Origin of the sequence: Helcobacillus massiliensis (genome assembly GCF_033106145.1) — a bacterium.
In the GTDB taxonomy this organism is placed as follows: Bacteria; Actinomycetota; Actinomycetes; order Actinomycetales; family Dermabacteraceae; genus Helcobacillus; species Helcobacillus massiliensis.
Genome location: NZ_CP136959.1, coordinates 484752 through 502081, shown reverse-complemented (window position 1 = coordinate 502081; position 17330 = coordinate 484752). Strand labels below are relative to the sequence as shown.

Here is a 17330-nt window from a genome sequence, read left to right as displayed (position 1 = left end):
AGGCGCACGGCGCGCGGCCCACCGGATATGCTTGCTGTCCGACTGGCCCCGCCCGTGCCCCGTTCACGGCCCACTGACCCGTTTCTCCGAAGGAATCGCGAATGTCCCGTCCCTCCGCCTACCGCCCGTTCTCCACGGTCCTCATCGCCAACCGCGGCGAAATCGCCGTGCGGATCGCTCGGGCCTGCCGTGACGCCGGGCTGCGCTCGATCGCCGTCTACTCCGACAGCGATCGCAGCGCCCTGCACACGAAGGTGGCCGACGAGGCGTACGCCCTGGGCGGCACCACCGCCGCCCAGTCGTACCTCGTGGTGGACAAGCTGCTGGACATCGCCCAGCGCTCCGGCGCCGACGCCATCCACCCCGGCTACGGATTCCTCTCCGAACAGGCCGACTTCGCGCAGGCCGTGATGGACGCCGGCCTGGTGTGGATCGGCCCACCGCCGCGCGCCATCGAACAGCTCGGCGACAAGGTCAGCGCCCGCCACATCGCCCAGCGCGCCGGCGCCCCGCTCGTCGCCGGCACGAAGGACCCCGTCAAGGGGTCCGATGAGGTCCTCGAGTTCGCGAAGCGCGAAGGCCTCCCCATTGCGATCAAAGCAGCGTTCGGCGGCGGCGGCCGCGGCCTGAAGGTCGCCCGCGAACTCGCCGAAGTGCGCGAACTGTACGACTCCGCCGTCCGTGAAGCGGTCTCCGCGTTCGGCCGCGGCGAATGCTTCGTGGAGCGGTTCCTCGACTCCCCCCGCCACGTGGAGACGCAGTGCCTCGCGGACTCCCACGGCAACGTGCAGGTCGTCTCCACCCGTGACTGCTCCCTTCAGCGCCGCCACCAGAAGCTCGTGGAGGAGGCGCCCGCACCGTTCCTCACCGACGACCAGAACACCCAGCTGGTGGAGGCCTCCCGCGCGATCCTGCGCGAAGCCGACTACGTGGGCGCCGGCACCTGCGAGTTCCTCGTGGGCAAGGACGGCACCATCTCCTTCCTCGAAGTGAACACCCGCCTGCAGGTGGAGCACCCCGTCACCGAAGAGATCACCGGCGTGGACCTGGTGCGCGAGCAGTTCCGCATCGCCGCTGGTGAGAGGATCAGCGAAGAGACCCCGGTCAGCCGCGGCCACTCCTTCGAGTTCCGCATCAACGGTGAGGACGCCGGCCGCGGATTCCTCCCCTCCCCCGGCCCCATCAAGGTGTTCGAAGCACCCAGCGGCCCGGGCGTCCGCGTGGACTCCGGTGTCCGCGCCGGTGATGAGATCTCCGGCCACTTCGACTCCATGCTCGCCAAGCTCATCGTCACCGGCGCCACCCGCCGGGAGGCGCTCGAGCGCTCCCGCCGCGCGCTGGACGAGTTCCGCATCGACGGTCTGCCCACCGTGATGCCGTTCCACCGCCTCGTGGTGGACGATCCGGACTTCGCCCCGCAGAAGGACGACGAGCCGTTCCGCGTCCACACCCGCTGGATCGAGACCGAATGGACCGGCGAGGTCACGCCCGCTCCCCTGCCCGTGCCGGGCGAAGAGGACGAGGGCCGTGAGAACGTGGTCGTGGAGGTCGACGGCCGCCGCGTCGAAGTGTCGCTGCCGGCTTCGCTGCGGGCGCCGCGGACCCCGTCGGCCCAGCGCCGCCGCCGCACCCAGCGCGGCCAGACCGGCCCGGCTGCCGCCTCCGGCAACGCCGTCACCGCCCCCATGCAGGGCACCATCGTCAAGGTGGTCGCCGAAGAGGGACAGTCCGTGGCCGACGGCGACCTGCTCGTGGTGCTCGAGGCGATGAAGATGGAGCAGCCGATCCTCGCCCACCGCAGCGGCGTGGTGAAGAACCTCGACGCGGAGATCGGCGCGACCGTCTCCGCCGGCGCTGTCCTCTGCGAACTCGACGACTGATCGATCTCGGAGGGCCCGTCGGCCCCGGCGGATCCCGGCTGCTCCCCGGTACGATCGGGGCATGACGAACACGCACGACACCGCCCAGCCGTACCGCGATGCCGACGCGGCCGCAGCCGCCATCCGCTCCGCCTCCGGCTTGGAGCGCATCGACCTGTCCCTCACCCTCGGATCCGGCTGGTCCGGTGCCGCCGACCTCATCGGTGACGAAGTGTGGTCCGCGCCTGCGCACTCCATCCCCGGGTTCTCCCGCCCCGCCGTGGACGGCCACACCGGGATGCTCCGCGCCATCCGCGTCACCGGCACCGACGCGATCGCCCTCGTCCTCGGCGCCCGCACCCACCTGTACGAGGGCAGGGGCGTGCCGGCCGTGGTGCACGGCGTGCGCACCGCCGCCGCCCTCGGCGCCCGCACCGCGATCCTCACCAACGGCTGCGGCGGTCTCAACCGCGACTGGCGGCCCGGCACCGCCGTCCTGATCCGCGACCACATCAACTTCTCCGGCGCCACCCCGCTGGTGGGAGCGACGTTCCTCGACCAGACCGAGGCGTACTCGCAGCGCCTGCGGAGCCTCGCTCACCGCATCGACCCGTCCCTGCCGGAGGGCGTGTACATGCAGTTCCACGGCCCCACCTACGAGACGCCCGCCGAGGTGCGCATGGCCGGGGTGGTCGGCGCTGACCTCGTGGGGATGTCCACGGTGCTGGAGACCATCGCGGCCCGAGAGGCCGGCATGGAGGTGCTCGGCATGTCGCTCGTGACGAACCTCGCCGCCGGTATCTCCCCGGAGCCCCTGTCCCACCAGGAGGTCATCGAGGCGGGCCGGGCCGCGGCACCGCGGCTCGCGGACCTGCTGTCGAAGATCACCGTCGGCATCGCCGAAGCCGGCCCCACCACTGAGGAGCGCACCGCATGAGCACCCCCGACCCCGCCCTGCTGGAGCGCGCCCGCACCTGGCTCGCCGACGACCCCAACCCCGCCACCCGGGAATCCCTGCAGTCCCTGATCGACACAGCCGAGAACGGGGACGCGGCCGCCGCTGCCAAGCTGCAGGACGCGTTCGCAGGGATGCTGCAGTTCGGCACCGCGGGCCTGCGCGGCGCCATGGGACCCGGCCCGAACCGCATGAACGACTCCGTCGTGTCCCTCGCCGCCGCCGGCATCGGAGCATGGCTGCGCGAGAGGGTCGGCGATGCCCGCGTGGTGATCGGCTTCGATGCCCGCTGCCACTCCGAGGAGTTCGCGCGCCGCAGCGCCGCCATCCTCACCGCCGCCGGACACCAGACGATGCTGATGCCCGCCGCCTGGCCCACCCCCATCACCGCCTACGCGGTCCGCGCGCTCGATGCGGACGCCGGCATCCAGGTCACCGCCTCCCACAACCCCGCCGCGGACAACGGCTACAAGGTGTACCTCGGCGGCCGCGCCACCAGCGCAGAGGGCCGCGGGGTGCAGATCGTGCCGCCGGTCGATGCGGAGATCGCCGCGCAGATCGCCGCAGTCGAATCCGTCTCATCGATCCCTGTCGCCGAATCCGGCTGGACCACGCTCGGCGGCGATGTGCAGGGCGAGTACGTGCAGGCGATCCAGCAGGTCCTCACCCCGGGCGGACCCCGCGATGTCAGCATCGTGCACACCTCCATGCACGGGGTCGGCCACGACACGGTGATGACCGCGCTGTCCCAGGCCGGGTTCCTGACCGTGCATGCCGTGGGGGCGCAGGCGGACCCCGACCCGGACTTCCCCACCGTGGAGTTCCCGAACCCGGAGGAGCCCGGCGCGATCGACCTCGCGCTGGAGCAGTCGCGCCGCGTGGGCGCGGACCTCGTGATCGCGAACGACCCGGACGCTGACCGGTGCGCTGTGGCGGTCCCGGACCCGCGGCTCGGCGACTGGCGGATGCTGACCGGTGATGAGCTCGGTGCCTTGCTCGGCTTCGCACTGCTGCGCCGCACCACCGAGAGCAGCGTGTACGCCAACTCGATCGTGTCCTCCCGCCTGCTCGCCGCCATCGCCGACGGCGCGGAGGTGAAGTCAGCGCAGACCCTGACCGGGTTCAAGTGGATCGCCCGCACCGAGGACCTCACCTTCGGGTACGAAGAGGCGATCGGCTACTGCGTGCTGCCGGACGTGGTGCGCGACAAGGACGGCATCTCAGCGGCGCTCGCCATCGCGGAGCTGGCCGCCGAGGTGAAGGCCGACGGGTCCTCCCTGATCGGTGTGCTCGATGCCCTGGCCCGCCACTGCGGGCTGTTCGCCACGTCGCAGGTGTCGCTGCGGGTGACGGATCTCGATGAGCTGGGGGCGATGATGGCGCGGCTGCGGCAGAATCCGCCCGCGCAGCTGAACGGTTGCCCGGTGACGGTGACGGACCTCGCCGGCGGCACCGGCCCCGGCGAAGCGGGCGGCGGTGTGCCCGCGGGCCTGCCGCCGACGGATGCCGTGGTGCTGCTCGCGGAGGACCGCTCCCGCATCATCGTGCGGCCCTCCGGGACGGAGCCGAAGCTGAAGTGCTACCTGGAGGCTGTGGAGGACGTCGCCCCCGATGCCTCCTTCGAGGACCTCACCGGCGCCCACCAGCGCGCTCAGCGGACGCTGACGGCGCTGGCGGGCGAGATCCGCCAGGTGCTCGGGGTTCAGTAGCCGTTCGCCTGCGACTCCTCGGTGATGCTCTCGGTCTCACCACCGAGGCCGGCGCCGCCGGCCTGCTGACCGCCGGCCGCCTCCTCGAGGATGGCGGCGGAGCCGGACAGGCCCAGACGGTTCGCGCCGGCGGCGATCATCTCGCGCGCCGCAGCGAGGGTGCGGATCCCGCCGGAGGCCTTCACACCGAGGTCCTCGCCGACGGTGTCGCGCATCAGTCGCACCGCGTGGGCGCTGGCGCCGCCGGCGGGGTGGAACCCAGTGGAGGTCTTCACGAAGTCGGCGCCGGCGTTCTTCGCGGCCCGGCAGGAGGCGACGATCTGCTCATCGCTCAGCGCCGCCGATTCGATGATGACCTTGAGGACGGCGCCGGGGATCGCGTCGCGGACGGCGCGGATCTCCGCTTCGGTGAAGTCGGCATCGCCGGCGGCGGCCCGGCCCACGTTGATCACCATGTCGACTTCGTCAGCGCCGTTGTCGACGGCGAGCTTCGCCTCGGCGGCCTTGACCTCGGGGGCGTGCTGGCCCGACGGGAAGCCGCACACGGTCGCCACGTGCACGGTGGTGTCGATCGGCAGCATCGACGGGGACACGCAGATCGAGTAGGTGCCGAGCTGTTCGGCTTCACGGGCGAGGGCGGCGGCGTCGGCCGGGCTGGACTCGGGCTTCAGCAGGGTGTGGTCGATCAGCTGGGCGAGTTCGCTCGGCGTGAGGGCGGAGGCGTCAGGGGCGGTGGTTGTCACGTTGTCGTTCATACGCGTCATTCTCGCACGCGCCTACACTGGTGCATCGTGAACACTGAGCCCCCAGCTGCCGCGGTCCGCCGCATCGTCCTGCTCGCGGGCCCCTCCGGCAGCGGCAAGGGCCGCCTCGGCGCCCTCGCCGGCATCCCCCTGGTCCAGCTGGACGACTTCTACTGCGACGGCGACGAGCCGGGCCTGCCGCAGCGCTTCGGCATCGTGGACTGGGACCACCCCGCCTCCTGGAAGGGCGACGACGCCCTCCAGGCACTGATCGCGCTCTGCCACGAGGACTCGGTCCGGATCCCCACCTACTCCATTCCCCGCAGTGCCCGCACCGGCACGCAGACCATCCGCGCCGCCGGCTTCCCGATCGTGCTGGCCGAGGGCGTCTTCGCCGCGGAACTCGTGGAGCCGCTGCAGAGGCTCGGTCTGCTGGCCGACGGGATCGTCCTCGACCGCCCCACCGCCCTCGTGACGGGCCTGCGGGTGGCGCGCGATGTGCGGGAGCGCCGCAAACCGCTGCCGACGATCATGCGCCGCGCCGTCGGCCTCGCCCGGTCCCAGAAGACCGATGTGGCGACCTGGGCGAGCAAGGGGCTGCGGCCCCTCGGCTTTCGGGACGCGCTCGCCCGGGTGCGGGCGCTGTTGACCGCCGCCGACGCTCAGACGGAGCGCGCGGGCCGGACCGAGCAGGTGGCCGAGCCGCCGGTGATCACCGTGTCCGCGGTGTGCTTCACGCACTTCACTCCCCCGGGGCCCGGTGTGCCGAACGGTCAGTGGCGCCTCTTCAGCGTCCGCAAGAAGGGCACGGACCGCTTCATGCAGCCCGGCGGCAAACCGGAGCCGGGTGAGACCGCTGTTCAGGCAGCGGTGCGGGAAGTGAAGGAGGAACTGAACATCTCGCTCGCCCCGCACCAGCTGGTGGAACTGGGCTCGCACCGCACCATGGCGGCCAACGAAGCGGGGCATGCCCTGGAGGGGACGGTGTTCCTCGCTCCGCAGGTGCACAACCCTACGGACATGGCGATCCGCGCGGAGCTCGAAGAGGCCCGCTGGATCGACATCGAGAACCCGTCGGACGACGTCCCGATCGCCCCGCTGATGCGGGAGTTCATCCTCCCTGCCCTGCGCGAGCGCCTGCGCTGACTCGCCGGCCGGGTCCCGCCGCTGACTCGCCGGCCGGTTCCCGCCCTCAGGCGATGCGGTCGAGGATGCGGCTGGGCAGCGGGAACTCCTCGGCCCCCGCATCGATCGTGAAGGCGCCCGCGATCGCTTCCTCGGCGCGGCTGAACTTCTCCGGCGTGTTCGTCTGCATCCGGGCGATGACCTCGCCCTTCGTCACCCGCTGACCGAGGGTGCGCATCAGCCGCACACCGGCCTCGTGCTGCACGGGGGCGCCCGGGGTGGAGCGACCCGCGCCGAGGCGCCACGCCGCCACCCCCACCTTCAGCGAGTCGATATCGGTGATGACCCCGTCGGCCTCCGCCACTACATCGGTGAACTCCGCCGCCTGCGGCAGCGGGGCGTCCACGTCCCCGCCCTGGGCGGTGATCATGGCGCGCCACGTGTCCATCGCGCGGCCGTCCTGCAGCGCAGCCTCCACATCGACGTCGCTCTTTCCGGCGGCGGCGAGCATCTCGCGGGCGAGCGCAACGGTCAGCTCCACGACGTCCGCAGGACCGCCGCCCTGCAGAACCTCCAGGCTCTCCTCCACCTCGATGGCGTTGCCGGCGGTGAGGCCGAGCGGGGCGGACATGTCCGTCAGCAGCGCCACGGTCCGCACGCCGGCGTCCGTGCCGAGGTCCACCATGGTGCGGGCGAGTTCGCGCGCGTCCGCCTCATCACGCATGAACGCACCGGCACCGGTCTTCACATCGAGGGTGAGGGCGGCGGTGCCCTCCGCGATCTTCTTCGACATGATCGAGGAGGCGATCAGCGGGATCGAGTCGACGGTGCCGGTGACGTCCCGCAGCGCGTACAGGCGCTTGTCGGCGGGGGCGAGCCCGGAACCGGCGGCGCAGATCACGGCACCGACCTCGCGCAGCTGAGCGAAGAACTCCTCGTTGGTGAGGTCGGCGCGCCAGCCGGGAATGGATTCGAGCTTGTCGAGTGTGCCGCCGGTGTGGCCGAGGCCGCGGCCGGACAGCTGCGGCACGGCGGCGCCGAAGCTGGCGACCAGGGGCGCGAGAGGCAGCGTGATCTTGTCGCCCACGCCGCCGGTGGAGTGCTTGTCCGTGGTGGGGGCGCCGAGGCCCTCGAAGCTCATGGTCTCGCCCGAGTCGATCATGGCGCGGGTCCAGTGGGCGATCTCAGCACGGTCCATCCCCTGCAGGCAGATCGCCATCGCCAGCGACGCCATCTGCGAATCGGCCATGTGGCCGCGGGCATAGGCGTCGATGGTCCAGGCGATCTGCTCGGGGGTGAGGGTTCCGCCGAAGCGCTTGGCGCGGATGATGTCGACGGCGTCGAACTGTTCGGTCATGAGGGGTCTCCTTCGGTGCGGCGCTCCGCGGCGGCGGGGCCAGCAGGGTCGGCGGCGGCGGGGTCGTCGAGGTCGGCGGGGCCGAACGCCTGCGGCAGCACCGCATCGAGGGTGCGCTCCCCCAGCGGGGTGAGGATCCGGAACTGCGGCGACGCATGCTCGGCGAGCAGCTGGCGGCAGCGGCCGCACGGCATGATGACCGCCCCATCGCCGTTGACGCATACGAACTTCTCCAGCTTCCCGCCGCCACCGGCGATGAGCTCGGAGACCAGTCCGCATTCCGCGCAGAGCGTCACGCCGTAGCCGGCGTTCTCCACGTTGCATCCGGTGACGGTGCGCCCGTCGTCGGCGAGCCCCGCCGCGCCCACCCTGAAGCCCGAGTAGGGGGCGTAGGCGCGCTGAGCGACGTCGCGAGCGGAATCCAGCAGGGCGTCGAACCCTGCGGTCTGCGCCGTCGGCCCTGTCGTCTCCGTCGGCTCCGTCGGTCCCGCCGGGGTGGGGGTGTCCATGCGTTGACTCCGTTCGGCAGCGGTGCGGGCGCTGAGGGTGCCGGCGCCCGCTCGAGCGGTCACGATGACCGGGTGGCGGTCACTTGATGTAGGGCTTGCCGTCGGCGGCGGGGACGCGCACGCGGCCCACGAAACCGGCCACGGCCAGCAGCGTCACGATGTACGGGAGCATGTTCAGGAACTCCGAGGGCACCGTGAACTTCTCCACGCCCGCCGGCAGCGGCGAGGAGGAGAGGATGCCGAGGTTCTGCTGCAGGGCGGTCGCGAACGCGAAGAACAGCGCCGCCATCGCCGCGCCCACCGGGTGGTAGCGGCCCAGGATCATCGCCGCGAGCGCAATGTATCCCTTGCCGGCGGAGATCTCCTGCGTGAACGCCACATTGGTGCCGACCGTGAGAGTGGCACCGCCGAGACCGGCGATCGCGGAGCCGAGCAGCACGTTCGACCAGCGGGTGCGGGCCACGTTGATGCCGACGGTGTCCGCCGCCTGCGGATGCTCACCGACGCTGCGGACCCGCAGCCCCCACCGGGTGCGGAAAAGGGCGACGGTGCAGACTGCGACGATGACCCACATGAGGTACACGAGGATGTTCTGGCTGAACAGCATCGGGCCGATCAGGGGGATGTCCGCCAGCACGGGGATCCGCAGCTCGGGCAGGCGCAGCGGCACGTTGTACCGCTCGGCCTGCGGCTTCAGCACCGCCCCGTAGAAGAAGCTGGTCAGGCCGACCGCCAGGACGTTCAGCACCACGCCGACGATGATCTGCTGCACGTGGTATCCGACTGCGAACAGTGCCAGCAGTGCACCCATCACGAGCGCGACGAGCGGGGCGGCGAGCATGCCGATCCAGGGGCTGCCCGTCATGGAGCCGACCACGGCGGCGCCGAAGGCACCGAACAGCAGCTGGCCCTCGATCGCGATGTTGATGACGCCGGCGCGTTCGGACAGCACACCGGACAGGGCGCCGAACACCAGCGGCACGGCGAGTCCGAGGGTGGCCTTCAGCAGGAACTCGATGTTCAGGGACTGGGCTGCGACGGTCCACACGAGGAACGCGACGGCGAACAGCACACCGAAGCCGACCAGCAGCGCGGGCTTCGCGAAGCGCGGCCAGGTGCGGTTGGTGGCCTGCATGAACCAGGCGAAGCCGGCGAGGGCCAGCAGCACCATCGACAGCACGATCGCGGTGGGCACCGACGGCACCGTGATCTCCGTGGGGATGCCCATGGAGGTGAACATGGAGTCGTGCGCGATGGTGAAGTGGGAGTCCTGGCCGCGGACTCCGCCGATGCCGAACACCAGCAGGGACACCAGGGCGAAGAATGTGAGGGCGGCCGGCATCTTCCACCAGCCGGGCAGGCGGCCCTTGGCTTCGGTGAGGCGGACCTCGGAGTCCCCGGTGGTGATGGGGGCGCGGCTGACTGCGGTCGAGTTCATCTCAGGCCTCCTTGGTGGCCGCGGTGCGGCGGGGACGGGTCAGCAGGTTCAGGCCGGACATGCGGCGCACCAGCGGCGGGGCTGCGATGAACAGCACCACGAGCGCCTGGATGACGGCGACGAGGTCGATGGGCACGCCCTGGCCCTCCATGTAGCGGCCGCCGGTGGACAGCCCGGCGAACAGGATGCCGGCCAGGATGATGCCGACGGGTCCGGAGCGTCCGAGCAGCGCCACGGTGATGGCGTCGAAGCCGATGCTGCCGGCGATGCCGTCGTTGAGGGAGTGTTCGGTGCCGAGCACGTTGACGGCGCCGCCGAGGCCGACGAGGCCACCGGCGATCAGCATCACGAGGAAGCTGGAGGTGCCCACGCTGATGCCGGCGACCTGTGCGGCGCGGGGGTTCTCGCCGACCGCGCGGAAGCGGAAGCCGAGGGTGGAGCGGGACATCAGCCACCACAGGAACAGGGCCGCCAGCAGCATGATGACGAAGCCGAGGTGGAGGCGGAACTGGTCGCCGAGCAGGCGCGGCAGCATCGCGGTGGCCTTCACCTGCGGGGACTGCGGGGTGAGCACGTTGGGTGCGCGGAACGCGGCCGTGGTGAGGAGCCAGGCGAGCAGGTTCACCGCGATCCAGTTCAGCATGATCGTGGTGATCACTTCGTTGGCGTCGAAGCGGGCTTTGAGGAAGCCGGCGATGCCGCCCCAGAGCCCACCGGCGGCGATGCCGGCGGCCAGCGCCGCGATCAGGTGGATCACCGGGGGCAGGGACAGGCCGAAGCCCACCCAGGCGGCGGCTGCGGAGCCGACGATCAGCTGGCCGGTGCCGCCGATGTTGAACAGGCCGGCGCGGAAGCCGACCGCCATGCCGAGCGCGGCGATGATCAGCGGGGTCGCGACCGTGAGGGTTTCGATGAGGCGGTTCCACGCCTGGGTGGAGGTCCTCGCCCTGTAGTCGTACACGGCGCCGCGGAAGAGCGCGTCGTACGCGGAGACGATGGCGTCCCACGAGGCGCGGAAGAAGTCGGAGGGGCGGGCGAACAGGTACGTGGCGGACTGGCGGACGTCCTCGTTGGAGATGAGGATCAGCACGGCGCTGATCAGGAACGCGAACACGAACGCCATGATCACCACGGGGATCTCGCTGCGCCCGATGCGGGCGGCGAGCGTGGGGGTGTTCTCGTTCTCAGCAGTGGGGGCGCTCACGCGATGTCTCCTTCGGCGGCGAGTTCTTCGTTGGCGAGGGTGCTGCCGGAGGCGACTTCGGCGCGGGCCGCTTCAGCGGTGTAGCCGGCCATCATCAGGCCGAGCACTTCGCGGGATTCGTCTCCGGGCACGATGCCGAGGATGCGGCCGCGGTACATGACCGCGATGCGGTCGGACAGCTGGCTGATCTCGTCGAGCTCCGTGGAGACGATGATGACGGGGGTTCCTTCGCTGCGGGCCGCGATGATGCGGCGGTGCAGGAACTCGATGGAGCCGACGTCCACGCCGCGGGTGGGCTGGGCGGCGATGAACAGGGAGAGGTCGCGGCTGAGCGCGCGCGACATCACGACCTTCTGCTGGTTGCCGCCGGACAGGGAGCCGACGGGTGAGTCCGTGCCGGAGGTGCGGATGTCGAACTCCTCGACCTGCTCCTGGGCGTGCTTGCGGATGCGCGGCAGCCGCAGGGAGAGGGCGGAGCCGAAGGGGCGGCGGTTGTGCTGGTCGAGCACGAGGTTCTCGGCGACGCTGAAGGAGCTGATGAGGGCGTCGTGCGTGCGGTCCTCGGGGACGAACCCGACCCCGGCGTCCAGCACCTGCTTGGTGGAGCGGCCCACCAGTTCGGTGCTGCCGAGGCGGATGGAGCCCCACACGTTCTTCTGCAGGCCCATGATCGCTTCGGTGAGCTCAGTCTGGCCGTTGCCCTGCACTCCGGCGATGCCGAGGATCTCCCCTTCGCGGACGTCGAAGGAGACGTTGTCGACGGTGCGCAGCCCGGCGTCGTCCACCACGGTGAGGTCGCGCACACTGACGGCGGTCTCCCCCGTCGGCGCCTCCTCCTTGTCGAACTGGAGGGCGACGCTGCGGCCCACCATCAGGTTCGCCAGTTCGGACTGCTCCGCGGACGGGTCGGCGGTGCCGACGATCCTGCCGCGGCGGATCACGGTGATGCGGTCGGCGACGGCGCGCACTTCGCGCAGCTTGTGGGTGATGAACACGATGGAGGTGCCCTCGTCCCGCAGCTGCTTCATGATCTGCATGAGCTCGTCGGTCTCCTGCGGGGTGAGCACCGCGGTGGGCTCATCGAGCACGAGGACCTCGGCGCGGCGGGACAGCGCTTTGATGATCTCCACACGCTGCTGCGCACCGACGGGGAGGTCCTCGACCACGGAGTCGGGGTTGATGTCGAAGCCGAACCGTTCGGAGATCTCCCGCACCTTCGCGCGGGCGGTCGCCATGTCCAGCATGGGGCCCTTCGTGGGCTCGTGGCCCAGTGCGACGTTCTCCGCGACGGTGAACACGGGCACCAGCATGAAGTGCTGGTGGACCATGCCGATGCCGGCGGCCATGGCGTCGCCGGGGCCGCTGAAGCTGACGGGCTTCCCGTCGAGCAGGATGCGACCGCCGTCGGGCTGGTACAGCCCGTACAGAACGTTCATCAGGGTGGATTTTCCGGCGCCGTTCTCGCCGAGCAGGGAGTGGATCTCCCCGGGTTCGACCACCAGGTCGATGCTGTCGTTGGCGGTGAACGAACCAAAACGCTTCGTGATGCCCTGCAGTTCGAGTTTCACGGTCTCCTGCTCCTTGCGCGGCCGTCGTCGGCGGTCAGAAGGCCGACGGGTCCCGAAGAACCCGTCGGCCGGTGATGGTGATGATCAGGGGATCACTTCGGGGAGGACGGGGAGTCGACCGTGACCTTGCCGTCGATGATGTCCTGCTTCAGCGAGTCGATCTCCTTCTTCAGGTCCGCGGGGACCTTGGAGTCGAAGTCGTAGAAGGGGGCCAGCGACACGCCCTCGTTCTCCAGGGTGCCCACGTACGGCTCGTTGGAGAAATAGCCGGCCATGTCGGCAGCGGCGACGTCCTCAACAGCGGGGGCGATGCCCTTCATCACGGAGGTGAGGATGACCTCCTTGGAGTCCGGGTTCGTCTTGACGCCGTCGGCGTCCACCCAGATCACCTTGGTGCCGTCGTGCTCCTTCGCGGCGGCGAGGGTGCCGGCGCCGACGGGGCCCGCGACCGGCATGATGATGTCGGCCTTCTGGCTGATGAAGCCTTCGGTCAGGGTCTTGCCCTTGGTCTGATCCTCGAAGTCGCCGGAGAAGGAGCCGTCCTGCTTGTCCTTGTTCCAGCCGAGCACCTTGACGTCGGTGCCGTGGACCTCGTTGTACTTGGCGACGCCGTCCACGAAGCCGTCCATGAAGATGGTGACCGACGGGATCTTCATACCGCCGTAGGTGGCGACCACGCCGGTCTCTGACATGCCGGCGGCGAGGTAGCCGGCCAGGTAGGAGGCCTGGGCGGTGTCGAAGAGGATCGGCTTGACGTTCTCGACTTCGATCGGGTTGCCGTCGGAGTCAAGAGCCGGGGAGTCGATGATGGCGTAGTGCGCATCGGGATTCGCCTTCGCCGCGGTGGCGGTGGAGCCGGCCAGGAGGAAGCCGACCGTGTAGGTCAGGGTGCAGCCCTGGTTGACCATGTTCTGCAGGTTCGGCTGGAAGTCAGCCGGGGAGGAGGACTCGGCGGTCTGGATCTCCGCACCGGTCTGGTCCTTGATGGCAACGAGGCCGTCGTGGCCGGACTCGTTGAAGGACTTGTCGTCGAAGCCGCCCTGGTCGGAGACCATGCAGGCCTTGTAGTCCTTGGGGGCGCTGCTGTCGCCACCGGCGCCCTTCTGCTCTTCGGGTGGTGCGCCACAGGCGCTGAGAAGGAGCGCTCCGGCTCCGAGGATGGCCGCTGCGCGGGCTGCCGTTGACTTCATGGGGATCCTCCAACGACACGGGGGTCGGGTCAGGGGTCGGGGCCGGGCTCCGATGCCAGGCGCTGGCAATAACCTACCCCGCCTGAGAGGGTTTGCAGAACCCAGAGGTCCCACCGCGGCGGCGACCCCGGTCAGCGCTTCTGGTCGCGCTGCACGCACAGGGCCGCGAGGAACCCGGCGCCGCAGCGGATGGCGCGCTCGTCGATCACGAGGTCCCCCATGTGGAGGTCATAGGTGCGGCCGCCGGGAGTGCGGGTGCCGAGGCGGCCCAGCGCCCCTGGCACCTTCCCGAGATACCAGGCGAAGTCCTCACCCCCGAGGGACTGCGGCGCCGCCTCCACGCTCTCCGGACCGAACTGACCGGCGGCGGTGCGCTCCATGAGGCGCACGCAGCGGGCGTCGTTGGTGACCGGCGGGATGCCGCGGGTGTGGTGCACGCTCGCCTCCACCCCGAGGGGCCGCACCAGCATGATGAGCAGTTCTTCCAGGAGGGTGGAGGCGCTGTCCCAGGCGTCGCGGTCCAGGCAGCGCAGCGTGCCCTGCATCTGCCCCGAGGAGGGGATCGCGTTGAAGGTGCTGCCGGCGTGGATGGAGCCCCAGGTGAGGTTGACGCCGCTGCGGGGATCGAGGCGCCGGGTCAGCATCGCCGGCAGCTGGGTCGCGACCAGCCCCATGGCGCAGATGAGGTCCTGGGTGTTGTGGGGCCGGGAGGTGTGGCCGCCGGCGCCGCGCAGTTCGATGGAGATCGGGTCGGCGGCGGAGGTGATGGGGCCGGTGCGCATGCCGATGCGGCCCACGTCGAAGCTGGGATCGCAGTGGAGGGCGTAGATGGAATCGATGCCGTCCACCACGCCCTGCTTCACCATCTGCAGCGCACCCGGCGGGGTGGGGCTCTCCTCGGACGGCTGGAACACGAGCCGCACCGTCCGCTTCAGGTGACCCGCGGCCTGGACGGCGCGCAGCGCCATGGCGGCGCCGAGGACGCAGGTCATGTGGACGTCGTGCCCGCAGGCGTGGGAGACGCCGTCGTTGCGGGAGCGGTACTCCACCTTCTTCAGATCGGGGATGCCGAGGGCGTCCATGTCGGCGCGCAGCGCGACGGGGCGCAGGGAGTCATCGGTGCCGCGGATGTCGCAGAACAGGCCGGTCTGCTTGGTGAGGCTGGGTTCGAGGCCGAGGTCGCGCAGCTCGGCGGCGATCAGGGCGGTGGTCCGGAACTCCTGGTGGCTGAGCTCGGGGTCGGCGTGGAGGCGTCGGCGCACCGCGATGAGGTCGTCGATGCGGGAGTCGATGATGCGGTCGATGATGCCGCCCTCTCCGACGACGGCTTGGTGGCGGGCAGCCTCGGGTCCGGCGGTGCGGTTCTGCTCGTTCTCAGGCGTCGGCGACGGTGTCACCCCTTGCCCCTTTCCGTTCATGTCGGTCGTGTTCGTGCTCCCGGTGGTCAGCGCAGATGCCCCTGCCCATGCTCCTCGAGGTTCGCGACGAGGCCGGAGAGGCTCTGCGCGTGGTCGTCGGCGAGGACGAGGAGGACGTCCTCGGTGTCGACCACGGTGATGTCCTCCAGGCCGACGACGGCGACGGGGCGGCCGGTGCGGGAGTAGATGCTGGCGCGGGAGGCGTCGGCGATGACGGGGGCGTCCCCGAGCGCGACCACGTCACTGCCGGCTCCCCCGCTCCCCTGCTGTACGGCTGAGCCGGCCGGCGTGGCGTCGTCGTGCCCCTGCTGGGCGGCCGGCCGGGCGCTGCGCAGCTGACGGCTGAGCGCGTGGAAGTCGCCGACGTCGTCCCAGTCGAATCGGGCCGGCACCATCGCCACCGCTCCCTCCGCGGCGAGCGGCTCCGCGAGCGCGTGGTCGATCGCGATGGAGGTCATCCCCTGCCAGATCCGGTCGATCTCCTCGGGGCCGACGTGCTCCTGGCCCAGGCGGGCCAGCTGCCGCGCAGCGTCCGCCACCTGCGGCAGCAGCCGGTCCAGCCAGTGCAGGATCAGCGAGGCGCGGGCAACGAACATGCCGGCGTTCCAGGTGAAGCCCCCGGCGGCGAGGAAGGACTGGGCGGTCTCGGCGTCCGGCTTCTCCACGAAGCGGGCAACCGCGCGGGCGCCCGCAGCCCCGAGCTGTTCGGGGGTTCCGTCGGCCTCCTGGATGTACCCGAAGCCCGTGGCCGGGTAGGTCGGTTCGATGCCGATGGTGACGAGGTGGCCGAGTTCGGCGGCGCGGTGGGCGGCGCGGATGGTCGCGGTGAAGCCGTCGACGTCGTGGATCAGGTGGTCGGCGGCGAAGGAGCCGATGACGGCGTCCTCATCGATGCGTTCGGCGACCGCAGCGGCCCAGGCGATCGCCGGCATGGAGTTCTTCGGGCTCGGTTCGGCGAGGATGCGGGCGCGGCGGTCCGCCCCCGCGGCCACGGCTTGGGCCTGGGTGGTGACGGCGTCGCGGTGAACAGCACCGGTGACGATGATCGGTGGGTGGTCCGCAATGGGCTCGAGGCGGCGAAGGGTCTGCTGCAGCAGGGACGAGCCCGTGCCGGTCAGGTCCAGCAGGAACTTCGGTTCGCTGCGGCGGGACAGGGGCCACAGACGGGTGCCGGACCCGCCGGCGGGGACGATCGGGATGAAGACGGAGCTTGCGCACATGCCCCCACAGTACCGAGCCGCAACCAGGTGACCGACCGAAGAGTCGGTGAGCGGTGTTCGCTCGCCCGGACAGGACAGTCGACACGCCTCGATGTCCAGCGGGCGTTGGGCGTTCGCCCTGTGTTCTCCAGTGCTAGTGTGATAAAGCCAAAACCCCTCACGAACCAATGGAGGTCCCCGTGGCGAATGCCAAGTCCGGGACGCTGTACCGCGGACGCGAAGGCATGTGGTCCTGGGTTGCCCATCGCATCTCCGGCATGCTTCTGTTCCTGTTCCTCATCGTCCATGTGCTCGATACGGCACTGGTGACCGTCTCCCCTGAGGCCTACAACGTGGTCATCGGCCACTACAAGACGGTGGTCTTCGGCCTCGGCGAGATGGGCCTGGTCGGCGCCGTCCTGTTCCATGCGCTCAACGGCCTGCGCATCATCGCAGTCGACTTCTGGTCCAAGGGACCGGCGAAGCAACGCGCACTGTTCTGGGGCGTGGTCATCGTCTGGGCACTGATGATGCTCGCCTTCGTCCCCCGCCACCTCATGCACATGTTCGGAGGCTGATCATGACCTCGACTTCCATCCCCCAGCCGAGCACCCGCTACTCGCGTTCGCGCTACCGCCGCACCGGCCGGTCCGGCCCGAACCTCGAGATGATGTCATGGCTGTTCATGCGCCTGTCCGGCCTCGTCCTCGTCTTCCTGGTCATCGGCCACCTGTTCGTGAACCTGTGGCTCGGCGAAGGCGTCAAAGCGATCGACTTCGGCTTCGTGGCCGGCAAGTGGGCCAACCCGTTCTGGCAGGTCTGGGACCTGCTGATGCTGTGGCTCGGCATGATCCACGGCGCCAACGGCGTGCGCACCATCATCAGCGACTACGTGGAGCGCCCGCGCCTGCGTCAGGGCCTGAAGTACCTGCTGGCCGCCGTCACCGTCGTCATCATCCTGCTCGGCACCCTGGTCATCTTCACCTTCGACCCGTGCCTGCCGGGCGTCGACTCCCAGACCATGGCGAAGTACTGCCAGGCCTGAGCACTCCCCCA

General features: G+C 70.4%; 15 protein-coding genes and 1 pseudogene. 6 read left to right on the top strand and 10 right to left on the bottom strand.

The window, feature by feature from the left end:
• The first annotated feature begins 101 nt into the window (after window positions 1-101).
• From R3I40_RS02390 to R3I40_RS02380, 3 genes are all read left to right on the top strand, one after another.
• Window positions 102-1880 carry an acetyl/propionyl/methylcrotonyl-CoA carboxylase subunit alpha gene (locus R3I40_RS02390; protein WP_259923389.1) on the top strand — a complete coding sequence of 593 codons (1779 nt, stop codon included), beginning with the start codon at window positions 102-104 and terminating at the stop codon, window positions 1878-1880.
• A 61-nt stretch (window positions 1881-1941) separates the two neighbouring features.
• Window positions 1942-2796, top strand: coding sequence for a purine-nucleoside phosphorylase (locus tag R3I40_RS02385; protein ID WP_183373608.1), 855 nt, complete (start codon window positions 1942-1944; stop codon window positions 2794-2796).
• Window positions 2793-4523: a phospho-sugar mutase gene (locus R3I40_RS02380; RefSeq protein ID WP_285262372.1), complete on the top strand. Its 1731-nt coding sequence runs from the start codon at window positions 2793-2795 to the stop codon at window positions 4521-4523. The genes R3I40_RS02385 and R3I40_RS02380 overlap by 4 nt, the downstream gene beginning before the upstream one ends.
• Here the strand turns inward: R3I40_RS02380 and deoC are convergent.
• Window positions 4517-5278, bottom strand: coding sequence for a deoxyribose-phosphate aldolase (gene deoC / locus R3I40_RS02375; RefSeq protein WP_285262371.1), 762 nt, complete (start codon window positions 5276-5278; stop codon window positions 4517-4519). The genes R3I40_RS02380 and deoC overlap by 7 nt on opposite strands.
• Before the next feature lie 36 nt (window positions 5279-5314).
• On the opposite strand from deoC, the gene R3I40_RS02370 reads away from it, so the two are divergent.
• The gene (locus R3I40_RS02370; RefSeq protein WP_285262370.1) at window positions 5315-6412 is read left to right on the top strand and encodes an NUDIX domain-containing protein; all 1098 of its coding nucleotides are present in this window, start codon (window positions 5315-5317) and stop codon (window positions 6410-6412) included.
• Between the two features lie 46 nt (window positions 6413-6458).
• On the opposite strand, the gene R3I40_RS02365 is transcribed toward R3I40_RS02370, so the two are convergent.
• From R3I40_RS02365 to R3I40_RS02330, 8 genes are all read right to left on the bottom strand, one after another.
• The gene (locus R3I40_RS02365; protein WP_285262369.1) at window positions 6459-7748 is read right to left on the bottom strand and encodes a thymidine phosphorylase; all 1290 of its coding nucleotides are present in this window, start codon (window positions 7746-7748) and stop codon (window positions 6459-6461) included.
• Entirely contained in the window at window positions 7745-8257 is a 513-nt protein-coding gene (locus R3I40_RS02360) for a cytidine deaminase (RefSeq protein WP_239376023.1), read from the bottom strand. The genes R3I40_RS02365 and R3I40_RS02360 overlap by 4 nt, the downstream gene beginning before the upstream one ends.
• A 79-nt stretch (window positions 8258-8336) precedes the next feature.
• Window positions 8337-9695, bottom strand: a complete 1359-nt coding sequence (locus tag R3I40_RS02355; RefSeq protein ID WP_239376021.1) for an ABC transporter permease — start codon at window positions 9693-9695, stop codon at window positions 8337-8339.
• Between the two features lies 1 nt (window position 9696).
• Window positions 9697-10899, bottom strand: coding sequence for an ABC transporter permease (locus R3I40_RS02350; RefSeq protein ID WP_285262368.1), 1203 nt, complete (start codon window positions 10897-10899; stop codon window positions 9697-9699).
• Window positions 10896-12467, bottom strand: a complete 1572-nt coding sequence (locus R3I40_RS02345; protein WP_183373601.1) for an ABC transporter ATP-binding protein — start codon at window positions 12465-12467, stop codon at window positions 10896-10898. The genes R3I40_RS02350 and R3I40_RS02345 overlap by 4 nt, the downstream gene beginning before the upstream one ends.
• A gap of 92 nt (window positions 12468-12559) precedes the next feature.
• Window positions 12560-13657 carry a BMP family lipoprotein gene (locus tag R3I40_RS02340; protein WP_259923397.1) on the bottom strand — a complete coding sequence of 366 codons (1098 nt, stop codon included), beginning with the start codon at window positions 13655-13657 and terminating at the stop codon, window positions 12560-12562.
• 131 nt (window positions 13658-13788) lie between these two features.
• Window positions 13789-15054: an amidohydrolase gene (locus R3I40_RS02335; RefSeq protein WP_285262367.1), complete on the bottom strand. Its 1266-nt coding sequence runs from the start codon at window positions 15052-15054 to the stop codon at window positions 13789-13791.
• Between the two features lie 47 nt (window positions 15055-15101).
• A complete protein-coding gene (locus R3I40_RS02330; protein WP_285262366.1) occupies window positions 15102-16295 on the bottom strand; it encodes a mannose-1-phosphate guanylyltransferase in 1194 nt (397 codons plus the stop codon).
• A 179-nt stretch (window positions 16296-16474) separates the two neighbouring features.
• Between R3I40_RS02330 and sdhC the strand changes: the two genes are divergently transcribed.
• Complete coding sequence (gene sdhC / locus R3I40_RS02325; RefSeq protein ID WP_239376010.1) at window positions 16475-16852, top strand: succinate dehydrogenase, cytochrome b556 subunit; 378 nt, start codon at window positions 16475-16477, stop codon at window positions 16850-16852.
• 2 nt (window positions 16853-16854) lie between these two features.
• Window positions 16855-17172, top strand: a pseudogene (locus tag R3I40_RS02320) (succinate dehydrogenase hydrophobic membrane anchor subunit); the annotation flags it as partial.
• A gap of 14 nt (window positions 17173-17186) precedes the next feature.
• On the opposite strand, the gene R3I40_RS11540 reads toward R3I40_RS02320, so the two are convergent.
• Entirely contained in the window at window positions 17187-17252 is a 66-nt protein-coding gene (locus tag R3I40_RS11540) for a hypothetical protein (RefSeq protein WP_396349486.1), read from the bottom strand.
• Between the last annotated feature and the right edge of the window lie 78 nt (window positions 17253-17330).